General features: G+C 64.3%; 13 protein-coding genes and 1 pseudogene. 9 read left to right on the top strand and 5 right to left on the bottom strand.

Features of this window, described 5'->3' with window-relative positions:
• Nucleotides 1–18: 18 nt before the first annotated feature.
• From BLR26_RS18105 to BLR26_RS18095, 3 genes and pseudogenes are all read right to left on the bottom strand, one after another.
• A pseudogene (locus BLR26_RS18105) lies at nt 19–993 on the bottom strand (quinone oxidoreductase).
• Between the two features lie 124 nt (nt 994–1117).
• Complete coding sequence (locus tag BLR26_RS18100) at nt 1118–2005, bottom strand: alpha/beta fold hydrolase (protein WP_093383533.1); 888 nt, start codon at nt 2003–2005, stop codon at nt 1118–1120.
• The gene (locus BLR26_RS18095; protein ID WP_093383529.1) at nt 2002–3852 is read right to left on the bottom strand and encodes a caspase family protein; all 1851 of its coding nucleotides are present in this window, start codon (nt 3850–3852) and stop codon (nt 2002–2004) included. The genes BLR26_RS18100 and BLR26_RS18095 overlap by 4 nt, the downstream gene beginning before the upstream one ends.
• A gap of 414 nt (nt 3853–4266) precedes the next feature.
• On the opposite strand from BLR26_RS18095, the gene BLR26_RS18090 reads away from it, so the two are divergent.
• Genes BLR26_RS18090 through ureG form a run of 8 tightly spaced genes read left to right on the top strand, consistent with a single transcriptional unit; the run spans nt 4267 to nt 9804 of the window.
• On the top strand, nt 4267–5100 hold the full coding sequence (locus BLR26_RS18090; RefSeq protein WP_093383524.1) for an urease accessory protein UreD: 834 nt from the start codon (nt 4267–4269) through the stop codon (nt 5098–5100).
• A 9-nt stretch (nt 5101–5109) separates the two neighbouring features.
• Complete coding sequence (locus tag BLR26_RS18085) at nt 5110–5412, top strand: urease subunit gamma (protein ID WP_093383521.1); 303 nt, start codon at nt 5110–5112, stop codon at nt 5410–5412.
• Nucleotides 5413–5421: 9 nt separating this feature from the next.
• Nucleotides 5422–5739: an urease subunit beta gene (locus BLR26_RS18080; protein WP_045198635.1), complete on the top strand. Its 318-nt coding sequence runs from the start codon at nt 5422–5424 to the stop codon at nt 5737–5739.
• On the top strand, nt 5736–7439 hold the full coding sequence (ureC, locus tag BLR26_RS18075; protein ID WP_045198637.1) for an urease subunit alpha: 1704 nt from the start codon (nt 5736–5738) through the stop codon (nt 7437–7439). Before BLR26_RS18080 ends, ureC begins: the two co-directional genes overlap by 4 nt.
• A 9-nt stretch (nt 7440–7448) precedes the next feature.
• The gene (gene ureE / locus BLR26_RS18070) at nt 7449–7928 is read left to right on the top strand and encodes an urease accessory protein UreE (RefSeq protein ID WP_093383518.1); all 480 of its coding nucleotides are present in this window, start codon (nt 7449–7451) and stop codon (nt 7926–7928) included.
• Nucleotides 7929–7950: 22 nt separating this feature from the next.
• Nucleotides 7951–8496, top strand: a complete 546-nt coding sequence (locus tag BLR26_RS18065) for a HupE/UreJ family protein (RefSeq protein ID WP_093383515.1) — start codon at nt 7951–7953, stop codon at nt 8494–8496.
• On the top strand, nt 8496–9170 hold the full coding sequence (locus tag BLR26_RS18060) for an urease accessory protein UreF (protein ID WP_093383509.1): 675 nt from the start codon (nt 8496–8498) through the stop codon (nt 9168–9170). The genes BLR26_RS18065 and BLR26_RS18060 overlap by 1 nt, the downstream gene beginning before the upstream one ends.
• Nucleotides 9171–9180: 10 nt before the next feature.
• The gene (gene ureG, locus BLR26_RS18055; RefSeq protein ID WP_045198646.1) at nt 9181–9804 is read left to right on the top strand and encodes an urease accessory protein UreG; all 624 of its coding nucleotides are present in this window, start codon (nt 9181–9183) and stop codon (nt 9802–9804) included.
• Nucleotides 9805–9876: 72 nt separating this feature from the next.
• Here ureG and mddA read toward each other — a convergent pair whose 3' ends face one another.
• On the bottom strand, nt 9877–10626 hold the full coding sequence (gene mddA / locus BLR26_RS18050; RefSeq protein WP_093383500.1) for a methanethiol S-methyltransferase: 750 nt from the start codon (nt 10624–10626) through the stop codon (nt 9877–9879).
• A 188-nt stretch (nt 10627–10814) separates the two neighbouring features.
• Here mddA and BLR26_RS18045 point away from each other — a divergent pair, with 188 nt between their 5' ends.
• The gene (locus BLR26_RS18045; RefSeq protein WP_093383494.1) at nt 10815–11300 is read left to right on the top strand and encodes a DUF2199 domain-containing protein; all 486 of its coding nucleotides are present in this window, start codon (nt 10815–10817) and stop codon (nt 11298–11300) included.
• A 5-nt stretch (nt 11301–11305) separates the two neighbouring features.
• Here BLR26_RS18045 and BLR26_RS18040 read toward each other — a convergent pair whose 3' ends face one another.
• Nucleotides 11306–12358: an NAD(P)-dependent alcohol dehydrogenase gene (locus tag BLR26_RS18040; RefSeq protein WP_045198652.1), complete on the bottom strand. Its 1053-nt coding sequence runs from the start codon at nt 12356–12358 to the stop codon at nt 11306–11308.
• Between the last annotated feature and the right edge of the window lie 14 nt (nt 12359–12372).

Here is a 12372-nt window from a genome sequence, read left to right as displayed (position 1 = left end):
CGCGGTTACCTCGGTAGGTCAGGGCGTGAGGATGATTGCGCCCTGTGAGCGTCCTTGTTGCAGGTCGTCATGGGCCAGTGCGGCGTCGGCCAGGGCATAACGCTGCCAGATCTGCGCGCGAATGATACCTGCCGCCAGCGCTGCCAGCACCTCCCCGGCGCGCTGCTGGTACTCGCCAGCGCTTGCCGTGTGCGCCGCCAGCGAGGGCCGGGTGATGAACAACGAGCCCTTGGCGTTGAGGGTGCTCAGCTCGATGGCTGGCGGCGCTCCCGAGGCCATGCCGCAGGACACCAGCAAGCCGCGCGGGCGCAGGCTGTCCAGTGAGGCCTCGAACGACAGCCGGCCAATCGGGTCTTAGACCACGTCGAGTTTGCGCCCTTGAGTGATATCCAGCACCTGCGCAGCGAGGGTCGCGGCGTCGAACACCAGCACCTGATCACAGCCGGCGGCACGGGCGCGGGCGACACTTTCCGGCTTGGAGACCACGCCAATCACAAATGCGCCCAGGTGCTTGGCCCAAGGCACCAGCAACTGCCCCAGGGCCCCGGCGGCGCCGTAGATCATCAGCCGCGTGCCGGGCCCGACCGGGTACGTGCTGTGAAGGAGGTAATGGGCGGTGATGCCCTTGAACAGCACGGCGGCGGCTTGCTCCAGGCCAAGATCATCGGGCAGTTTCACCAGCCGCTCGGCGGGGTACAGTCGGGCGCTGGCATAGGCGCCCAGGGGGCCGGTGGCGTAGCCGACGCGCTCGCCGACAGCCAAGCCGCTGACGCCGGCGCCGATTGCCGCTACCGTTCCGGCGCCCTCAAGGCCCAGCCCGCAGGGCAGGGCGATGGGCACATCGCCCTTGCGCTGGCTGACGTCCAGCGGGTTGACGCCGATCGCCGCCTGTTCAAGCCAGACCTCGCCGGGGCCGGGGGCTTGCGCGCTGGTTTGTTCGAGGTGCAGAACACTTGGTGCGCCCGTCTGCTGGAGGCGGATGTGCATGACCATGGTTGAGAGTCCTGAGACACAGTTAAGGTGCGTTCAAGGGTATTTTTTCAACCAGGGTCCAGCAATCGGCTTGCATGCAGTTGATTGCTGCAGCCAGTGCACGAGTCTGAGTGTTTGAACCTGCTTATGCCAGCAAAGGCCGTAATACGCCCGCTACGATGGTGTCGTTGAGGTACTCGACGATGCCGTGGCGGTTATCGCTGCCGTTGCTGGCGTTGCTGTGGTTTTGCACCGCAGGTGCTCCACTGAAGCGCGCGGCGGGAATTTCGTAGAGCGCCACCACATCGCGTTTGTCACGAATGTTGACCCAGCTGGGTACGCCATCCGGGGCCTTGCGCGGCGAACCGTTGGAGGGCAGCCGGCTCAGGATGGCTTCAATGCCCAGGGGCGAGCCGAGGGTCACCAGGCCCTTGATGTTGCTGCGTGCAGGCCGGTTCATCAGCAGGTTATAGGCAATGATGGTGCCCAGAGAGTGAGCTACCACGATGCACGGATCGTTTTCTGGAAGCTGGGCATCGACCAATTTGTTGACCGCGTCACGGATGGTTTTTTCGGTCAGGTAGTACCACACATCGCGGGTGAACAGCTCGACCGAAGTCGCGCCGACACCGGGCAACTGGTCGAGCAGGCGCAGGGCCGCCAGCACGCCGCGCCAGTTCTGAACACCTTTCTCAAGCATCTCGCCATTGGCCTCGGCGTTGATCTGTTCCTTGCTGATACCTTGCTGCTTGGCGATGTCGTAAATGACCTGGCGCATGAACTCTTCTTCCTCGCCACCCGGGGCCGCGGCGTCGGCGCCTTTGTCGGTGAGTACCTGAAAGTCTTTCTGCGCTCTGCGGTAGGTTTCGTCGAACAACAGATCACCGTAGTAAGGGAAGGCCACATCGACCACGCCAGGGTAGGGCGAACCGATGCCTTCAAAACCCTTGATCAAGGCATTGGTCCAGGTGTTTTGCAGGGTGAGCGGGTTTTTACCTTGTTGCGACCGGCCATGGATGAACACGACTTTCATGACAACTCTCCTTGTAGAAAAGCTTCGATAAGCGGTTGGGTATCGCGGCGGCGAAAGGTCGACCATTCAGTATTGAGCCGGTATTTACCGGCTTCGAGGATTGCAGGGTGGAGCTTCTGGTTCTTGCCATGGGCTGCCAGCACTGTCCAGCCAAGGCTCATCATCGGGCAGAACGGTGCGATCAGCGGCCGTGCCTTGCGCTTGCCGGGTGCCTGGGCGCCGGCGAGCAAAGCCACATCGAACGGCACGGGCAAAGGCGGTTGGGACGATGCCTGGTAGTCAAGGAAGTAGCTCAGCACCGAACGCACGCCTTGGTCGTCAGCGGCCAGCAGATAGGCGTAGGCGGCGTAGATGCCCAAGGTCGGGTCCAGGCGCTTTTCCTGGCGCAGGACATCGGCGAAGCTCGATGCCTGGGTCGCGGCCAGGGTGCGCAGTTTGGCGCTGCTGGCGAAGGCTGCGGCAAGTGCTTGCAAGTGGTGCAGGTGCAGGCGCCTGCTCGGAGTTTGCGCAAAGGTCTGGGCCAGGGTCCTACCCATCTCGAACGAAACCGACTGCACCAGGCCTTCGTCTACGTGGACTGTGCCTATGTAGCCGGGCATGACCGGTAAGACGATCAGGGTGTCGTCGCTGAACGTGACGATGACTGACTGCGCCTGAGCAGACGGCGCCAGGCTGATGATGCTCTGCTGGTCATCGGTTTGCACATCGGGCGCCGCTTGGCCGGGGGCCACCAGGACGCTGATGGCCTGGCTACCGATGATGCGCAATCCGCTTTCGGCCGGGCTCTGGGGGAGTGCTGTGTAGCGCCGCAGGTTGCGCCGGTAGGCTTCGTCGAGGCCGGCTTGTTCAAGCAATGTGGTGCTGATGTACGCCTCGGGTTCCTTGAGAAAGCTGCTGGCCACCTGTTGTATCGCCTGGTTTCGGCTGGTGACCCTGAGGTTTGCTGGAAACAGCTCGGGAAGCGGCAAGATCTGGATTTGCTCAAAGTAGGGTGCTCCGGCTTCAGCGGGCAGGCCGTAGTCCAGCGGCCCGGGGCCAGGCAGCGGGGGAGGGCTGGCAAAGACTAGCGGCGGGCTGGCATAGCCGAGGAACAGCGGTTGGCGCGCCTGGACAATGATGTCCGGCGTTTGCTCGAAGCGCGGTGTTTGCTGCTGGGCGCGGGTCGGCACCTGGTTGTACAGGTAGTCTTCCAGAAGCCAGGTGGGAATGATCGGCACGCTGGAGCTCGGCCAGGTCTCGCAAATTTCTGTCGGTGGGCTTTGCAGCGCTTCGAGCAGGACCTTGGTAAAGAATCCTTCGCCTTTGTACTCCTTGGCGGTTTGTGACGGTTCGGTGGCGTAGAAGATATCGACCTTGCCGGGCTTGATGCCGACCACCGCACCGCGTTTCACCGCCGGCCTGCCACTGACCTGGCCCAGTGAGCCAAAGGGGTCGACCGCATTGCGACAGGCGTCGGAGATGATCACGACATGGGGTACGCCAATATGGCGGGCGTTGAGCGCCGTTGCAGCAATGTTGATGGCTTCGTCGGGGTAGTCCTTGACGTTCGACAGCAAGACTTGTTCATCGGCGCCGTTCTTGACAATGCCGTGCCCGGAGAAATACAGGATCAGCAGGTCGAGCCCGCCGACCGCGAGCAAGTCGCGGGCGGCGGTCTGGATCGCCTTGGCTTCGACCACCTGGTCATTCTGATCGGTCAGTACGCTGATGCTCGGGCTGATGCCGAACTGCTGTTGCTCCTCCAGCCAGCGGGCAAATTGCAGTGCCCCGCTGGCCGCGCCTTTCAACGAATCCAGAATGCCAGTGTGATCCACCCCGACGGCAATCAAACCAACGTTTCGGCTCATGGTCCGGCCCTCGGTCCGCTAGAGGCGTAGTGCTATCAGTATGGGGCGGTTTTTGCGCTTATCCAGTGCTGTGCCGCTGCCGGGCGACGAGGTACCAGCAGGATTGCATCTGGTTCTACGAGCGCACCAAGTCGCACCGCAAGCGGCTGCGTCAGGAGTAGCCGCTGTTGTAGGCATGGTCTGATGCCCGGGTTTAAACGCGCGGCAAGCACACAGCGCTAAACCGGTGCATGCCGGCTGTTTAAACAACCCCCTCCAGCGCGCCATCTTGGCCCGCTATGTGCTTTGCCTCAGCTATCGATTACTGATCGATTGGTCAAACCTGCAAGTCGCTGGATTCGCTTGAGCGCGTAGGTTGTTTCTTGCAAATGCGTCTGTCGCCGAGTTGGTGCAGCGTTTACTGGAACCTGAGGCATGTCGCTCCCCGCAACCCCCGACCTGGACACCGCAGATGCCGGCTGGCGCGCCGAGCTGCGGCTGCGTTTCGTTCGGGGCGAGAGCAAGACCTGTATTGGTGCGCGGCGCCATTTCGGTCCTCTTTTGGTGCAGCGGCCGTTCTATCCCGAAGGCGCACCGTGCCACGTCTACGTGCTGCACCCGCCGGGTGGCGTGGTCGGCGGCGACAAACTGCTGCTCGATGTGCACCTGGAACCCGGCAGCCATGCGCTGCTGACCATGCCCGGAGCGACCAAGTTCTACCGCAGCGGCGGCCCGACCTCGATCCTCCAGCAGCATTTTTACCTGGACGAAAACAGCACGCTCGAATGGCTGCCCCAGGGCAACATCTGTTTTGCCGGCGCCCGCGTGCGCCTGGAAAACCGCTTTACCCTGGCGCCTGGCGCGCGCCTGCTGGCCTGGGAAACCCTGTGCCTGGGCCGCCCGGTGATGGCCGAGACCTTCAGTCACGGCGCCGTCGACAGTCGCCTGCACATCGAGCTGGCCGACGACCCGGGCCTGCACGAGCGTCTGCGCATCGACGGCGGGCAGCTCGACAAAGTCGCCGGCTTGCCGCTGCAAGCAACCTTTTGCGCCTATCCGGCCAGCAGCGAACTGCTTGAACAGAGCCGCGCCTTGCTTGAAGACCTGGGCGCTCCGGCCGGCGCGACCCTGCTTGGCCAGTTGCTGGTGGTACGCCTGCTCGATCACGACAACCAACGCCTGCAACTTACCCTGCAGCGGCTCTGGCACGCCTTGCGACCCGTCGTGGTCGGCCTGGCGCCATGCCCGCCGCGTATCTGGGCCACCTGAGAGAACGCCATGGAGCTGACCCCGCGAGAGAAAGACAAACTGCTGCTGTTCACCGCTGCACTGCTGGCCGAACGGCGCCTGGCCCGTGGCCTGCAGCTCAACTACCCGGAGGCGGTGGCCTTGATCAGCGCCACGGTGATGGAAGGCGCCCGCGACGGGCGCACCGTTGCCGAGCTGATGAACCTCGGCCGCGAGGTGCTGCGCCGTGACCAGGTGATGGCCGGGGTCAGCGAGATGATCGCCGATGTGCAGGTGGAAGCGACCTTTCCCGACGGCACCAAGCTGGTCACCGTCCATGACCCGATTGTCTAGGAGCACAGGATGATTCCCGGAGAAATACAGGTTGCCGACGGCGACATCGAACTCAACGCCGGCCTTGAGGTGATCAGCGTCACCGTCGCCAACCACGGCGACCGGCCGGTGCAGGTCGGCTCGCACTATCACTTTTTCGAGGTCAACAACGCCCTGGTGTTCGAGCGCGAGCCGACCCGAGGTTACCGCCTGGACATCGCCGCTGGCACCGCCGTGCGTTTCGAACCGGGCCAGGCGCGGACCGTCCCGCTGGTGCCGTACCGCGGCAAGCGCGAGGTCTACGGCTTTCAGGGCAAGGTCATGGGCAAGCTGGAGAATCAGGCATGAGCCGCATATCGCGCAGGGCCTATGCCGACATGTTCGGCCCGACAGTGGGCGATCGCGTACGCCTGGCCGACACCGAGCTGTGGGTCGAGGTCGAGAAGGACTTCACGATCTATGGCGAGGAGGTCAAGTTCGGCGGCGGCAAGGTCATCCGCGACGGCATGGGCCAGGGCCAGATGCTTGCCGCGCAGGCGCTGGACCTGGTGCTGACCAACGCGCTGATCATCGACCACTGGGGCATCGTCAAGGCCGACATCGGGATCAAGGACGGGCGCATCGTCGGTGTCGGCAAGGCTGGCAACCCCGATGTGCAACCGGGAGTGACCTTGCCAGTCGGGCCGGGCACCGAAGTGATCGCCGCCGAAGGCAAGATCGTCACCGCTGGCGGCATCGACTCGCACATCCACTTCATCTGCCCGCAGCAGGTCGAAGAGGCGCTGACCTCGGGCATTACCACCTTCATTGGCGGCGGCACCGGGCCTGCGACCGGCACCAATGCCACCACCTGCACCTCCGGGCCCTGGTACCTGGCGCGCATGCTCCAGGCCGCCGACCAGTTGCCGATCAATATCGGCCTGCTGGGCAAAGGCAACGCCTCGCGGCCCGAAGCCTTGCGCGAGCAGATCGAAGCCGGCGCCGTGGGCCTCAAGCTGCACGAAGACTGGGGTTCGACCCCGGCAGCCATCGACTGCTGCCTGGGCGTGGCGCAAGAGCACGACGTGCAGGTGGCGATCCATACCGACACCCTCAACGAGTCGGGCTGTATCGAGGACACTCTGGCGGCGATTGGCGATCGCACCATCCATACCTTCCACACCGAAGGCGCCGGCGGTGGCCATGCGCCGGACATCATCCGCGCGGCGGCCTTTGCCAATGTGCTGCCGTCCTCGACCAACCCGACCTTGCCCTACACCCAGAACACCGTCGACGAGCACCTGGACATGCTCATGGTCTGCCATCACCTGGACCCGAGCATTGCCGAGGACGTGGCGTTTGCCGAGTCGCGTATCCGCCGCGAGACGATTGCCGCCGAAGACATCCTCCATGACCTGGGCGCGTTCTCGATGACTTCGTCCGACTCCCAGGCCATGGGCCGGGTCGGCGAAGTGGTGCTGCGCACCTGGCAGGTGGCGCACCAGATGAAACTACGCCGTGGCCCCTTGGCGCCGGATACCGCGCGCAGCGACAACTTCCGGGTCAAGCGCTACATCGCCAAGTACACCATCAACCCGGCGCTGACCCATGGCATCGCCCACGAAGTGGGCTCGGTGGAGGCCGGCAAACTCGCCGACCTGGTGCTCTGGGCGCCGGCGTTCTTCGGCGTCAAGCCTGCGCTGGTGATCAAGGGCGGGATGATCGCCATGGCGCCGATGGGCGATATCAACGGCTCGATCCCGACCCCGCAACCGGTGCACTACCGGCCGATGTTCGGCGCCCTCGGTGCCGCGCGCCACGCCACGCGCATGACCTTCCTGTCGCAGGCGGCGATCGCGCGTGGCGTGCACCGGCAACTGGGGCTGCAGAGCCTGATCGGCGAGGCCCGGGGCTGTCGCACAGTGCGCAAGGGCGACATGGTCCATAACGGCCTGTTGCCGATGATCGAGGTCGACTCGCAAACCTACGAGGTGCGCGCCGACGGTGAACTGCTGGTGTGCGAACCGGCCACGGTGTTGCCGATGGCCCAGCGTTATTTTCTGTTTTAAGGAGCGAAGATGATCCTGTTGACCCGTCGCCTGAGCGACGCCGCCACGGTAAGCGGCACCGTCACCCTCACTGTCGATACGCGGATCAAGAGCCGCGTGCGCGTCACCCTCGACGATGGCCGCGAGGCCGGCCTGATGCTCGAACGCGGGCAGTTGCTGCGCGGTGGCGAGCTGCTTGGCGAAGCGCAGGGCGGCGAGGTGATTCGCGTGCTGGCGGCGGCCGAGCAGGTGTCCAGCGTGCGCTGCGCCGATCCACTGTTGCTGACCCGCGCCGCCTATCACCTGGGCAACCGCCATGTGCCGCTGCAGATCGAGGCCGGCCTGCTGCGCTATCAGCACGACCATGTGCTGGATGAAATGGTCCGTGGCCTGGGCCTTGACGTAACGGTCGAGCAAGCACCGTTCGAGCCTGAAGCCGGGGCCTACCAGAGTGCCCCGCACAGCCATGCCCACAGTAACCACCTGTTCGTTCGCGTCGCTCACCACTGATTGTCGATAAGGAGATTGTCCCATGAAAAAACTCGTCACCCTCGCGTTGCTGCTGGTTGCGCTTCCGGCCTTTGCCCACCCCGGCCATGATGCCAATCCGCTGCAGGATGGTTTGCTGCACCCGCTGACCGGCCTCGATCACTTGCTCATGCTGCTTGGCACCGGGGTGCTCGCGGCGCTGACCGGGCGTACCCTGGCGCTGCCGTTGCTGACCCTCGGGGCGATGTTCGGCGGGGCGCTGATGGGCCATGTGTTCGGCGGTGTGATCGGCATGGAGCAGATGATCATCGGCTCGCTGCTGGTGGCCGCTGCCGCGCTGCTGCTGCCCAGCCGCCAGGTGCTGCTGGCCCTGGCCATGCCGCTGTTTGCCCTGTTCCACGGCTGGGCCCACGGCGTTGAAGCCAGCCCGGGTGCGTTCTGGGTGTTCAGCGCAGGTTTCGTCACGGTCAGTGGCCTGTTGCTGCTGGCAGGCTTTGCCGGGGGTTGCCTGCTGCGTCGGCACACCGGCCTGCAGAAAGTCTTCGGTGGCGGCTTGCTGGCCGGTGCCGCGCTGGTGCTGGCCGGCTGATGAGCAGCAACCTGAAGCTGCTGCGCCTGTTGCAGCTGGCAAGCCCCAGCCTGCCGGTAGGCGGCTTTACCTACTCGCAAGGCCTGGAGTGGGCGGTGGAGGCCGGCTGGGTGCAGGGCGCCGAAGGCTTTCGCGCCTGGCAACGCCAGCAGATCGAGGACACCCTGTGCCACCTCGACTGGCCGCTGCTGGCGCGCTTGTACCAGGCTTGCCTGGCGGATGACGCCGAAGCCTTCGCGCGCTGGAGCCGGTTTTTGCTGGCCAACCGCGAAACCGCCGAACTGCGCCTGGAAGAACGCCAGCGCGGCAAGGCCCTGACCCGTTTGCTCGACGGCTGGCAACTGGGCCAGGCACCCCAATGGCGCAGTTCGCTTGAGCTCAGCCAACTCGGCGGCATGGCCTGGCTGGGCGTGCACTGGGATATCCCCTTGGCTGACCTGGCCCTCGCGCACGGCTATGCCTGGCTCGAAGGCGCGGTGATGGCCGGGGTCAAGCTGGTGCCGTTCGGCCAGCAAGCAGCGCAGACCCTGTTGCGTGACCTGAGCGAAACCTTGCCCGCTGTGCTGGTAACTGCTCTGGCCCTGGACGATGACCAGCTTGGCGGCGGCCTGCCGCTGCTGGCGATTGCCTCGGCGCGCCACGAAACCCAATACACCCGATTGTTCCGCTCCTGAGGAAAGCCCCATGCAAAGTTATCAGCAACCCCTGCGCGTTGGTGTCGGCGGCCCGGTCGGTTCCGGCAAGACCGCGCTGCTTGAAGCGCTGTGCAAGGCCATGCGCGACCACTATGAAATCGCCGTGGTAACCAACGACATCTACACCAAGGAAGACCAGCGCATCCTCACCGAGGCCGGCGCCCTGGCCCCCGAGCGCATCGTCGGAGTGGAAACCGGCGGCTGCCCTCACACCGCGATCCGCGAAGATGCCTCGATGAACCTGGCGGCGGTGGAAGAGCTGGCGCGCAAATTCGGCAACCTCGAAGTGATCTTCGTCGAGAGCGGCGGCGACAACCTCAGCGCCACCTTCAGCCCGGAGCTGGCCGACCTCACTGTGTACGTGATCGATGTTGCCGAAGGCGAGAAGATCCCGCGCAAGGGCGGGCCGGGGATCACCAAGTCGGATTTCCTGGTGATCAACAAGATCGACCTGGCGCCTTATGTCGGCGCTTCGCTGGAGGTGATGGAAAAGGACACCTGGCGCATGCGTCCGGAAAGACCCTGGGCCTTTACTAACCTCAAGACCGGGCAGGGGTTGCAGCGGGTGATTGATTTCATTGTCGAGCGGGGGATGTTGAAAGTGTCGGTGTAGCCAAAAGCATCGCGGGGCCGCGCAATCCTGTGGGAGCGGCGGTGCGACGCCTCGACTTGCCCCGCGATCAATCTATCTGCGCCCCACAAAAGGCAACAACATCCCGACCTTGCGCTGATACTGCCGATACTGCTCGCCAAACAACTGCACCAGGTCCTTCTCCTCCAGCAGCGTGCCCATCAGGATGTACAAGGTACTCACCCCGGCAAACAGCAAGTGGCCAACCGTCATGTGCGGCGTCGCCCAGAAGCTCATGACAAAGCCCAGGTACAACGGGTGGCGCACCAGCCGGTACAGCCAGGGGGTCTTGAAGGCGCTGGCTTCGCCGGGGTGTGGGCGAAAGGCGTCGAACGCCTGCTTGAGGCCGAACAGTTCGAAGTGGCTGAGCAGGAAGGTAGCCAGCACCAGGATGATCCAGCCCAGCCAGTAGAGCGCTTCGATCAGCCCGCGGGCCGGTTGCGCCTGGACATCCCACAGGGTCAGGGGAATCGGTTGCCAGAGCAGGAACAGCAGGCTCAGCGCCAGGCTGCTGAACAGCACATAGGTGGCCCGCTCGATGGGCGCCGGTACCCATTGCAGCCAGAACTGCTTGAAGCCCTTGCGCGCCATGCCGCTGTGCTGCAGGGCGAACAGGCTGATCAGCAGCACATTGATCGGCACCGCGAAGTACCAGGCGGTCGGCGGGCCGGAGTTGATGTCCTTGGGAACTTCCGGGGGGCCAATAAAGCCCACGAAGTACGCCAGCACCAGCATGGAGAACAGGTAACAGACCAGGCTATAGAGCAAGCCGAGGCATTTGCGCAGCAGGGGGATCTCGTCCATGAGGGGCTCCTTTGAGTCAGCACCTGAACGTCCTGCTCAGGTGGGGTGCAACGGCTGAACCCTTAACCCTAGACCAGTACAACGGCTGCCAGACCCGGTGGGGCAATCAGCCGCAGCTCAACTTTGCCCGGCGAGCCTGCTAGAGTCGCGCCCCTTAACCAATCAATCCGGTGCAGGAGGCAGCTTTGATGATGTGCAGTCAGTGCGGTAACGACCACGGCGATGAACTGGGGGAACTTGCGTTTCGGCGCCCGGATGCGCTGTTCGCGCTAGCCGCCGAGGAACGCCAGAGCAAGGTCAGGGAAAGCAACGACTGGTGCGTGATCGCCGGCGAGCGGTTTTTTTTGCGGGCACTGTTGCCGCTGGCCGTGGCGCAAATCAACGATAGTTACTGCATCGGTATCTGGGTCGAACTGCAGCCGGCGGATTTCGAGCGCGTCTGTGAGCTCTGGCGCGATGAGCACCAGGCCGCCGAGCCGCCTTTTGCCGTGCGCCTGGCCAACAGTATTCCGACCCTGGCAGAAACCCTGGGGCTTGAAGGCCGGTTGCAGTTGAGCGGCCCGACCTCGCGCCCCAGCGTGACCCTGGCCGCCAGCAGCCACCCATTGGCGGTGGAGCAGGCCAAGGGCATTTCCCTGCACCGCGCCCACGAGTACAGCCAGGTGTTTGCCTGACAGGCTCAGGCCTTGAGCGTGGCCATGTCGATGACGAAGCGGTACTTCACATCGCCGGCGATCATGCGGCTGAAGGCTTCGTTGATGTTACCGATATCGAGCATCTCGATGTCGCAACTGATGCCGTGCTCGGCGCAGAACTCCAGAACTTCCTGGGTTTCGGCGATGCCGCCGATCAGCGAGCCGGCCAGCACCCGGCGCTTCATTACCAGGTTGGCGGCGTGCAGCGCCGGGTCGACCGGCTCGATCAGGCCGACGAGAATGTGTACGCCGTCGAACTTCAAGGTCTGCAGGTAGGGGTTGAGGTCGTGCTGGACCGGAATGGTGTCGAGAAGAAAATCGAAACGCTCGGCCGCGGCGCGCATCTGCGCCTCATCGGTGGACACGATCACGTGGTCAGCCCCCTGGCGCCGGGCTTCTTCGGCCTTGGCCGGCGAGCGGGTGAAGAGGGTGACTTCGGCGCCCATGGCCTTGGCGAATTTGATGCCCATATGGCCCAGGCCGCCCATGCCGAGAATGCCCACGCGGTCACCGGGCTTGACCCCGTAATGCTTGAGCGGTGAGTAGGTGGTGATGCCGGCGCAGAGGATCGGCGCCGCGCTGGGCAAGTCCAGGCCTTGTGGAATGCGCACGACAAAGTGCTCGCTGACCACGATGCTGCTGGAGTAACCGCCCATGGTGTTGCTGCCGTCGACCCGGTCGGGGGTGGCGTAGGTCATGGTCGGGCCTTGCAGGCAGTATTGCTCCAGGTCCGCCTGGCAGGCTTCGCAGTGGCGGCAGGAGTCGACCATGCAGCCCACGCCCACCAGGTCACCGACCTGATAGCGGCTGACCTTGGCGCCGACGGCGGTGACCTTGCCGACGATCTCGTGGCCGGGCATCAGCGGATACACGGCGATGCCCCACTCGTTGCGGGCCTGGTGGATGTCGGAGTGGCACACGCCACAGTAGAGGATCTCGATCGCCACATCGTCGGCGCGCGGGCTGCGGCGCTGGAAGGTCATGGGCGCCAGGGGCGTGGTGGCGGACTGGGCGGCGTAACCGATGGCTGTGTACATAGGGCCTCAATAAA

This window comes from Pseudomonas sp. UC 17F4 (assembly GCF_900101695.1).
GTDB lineage: Bacteria > Pseudomonadota > Gammaproteobacteria > Pseudomonadales > Pseudomonadaceae > Aquipseudomonas.
This window is presented reverse-complemented; position numbering and strand designations above follow the sequence as displayed.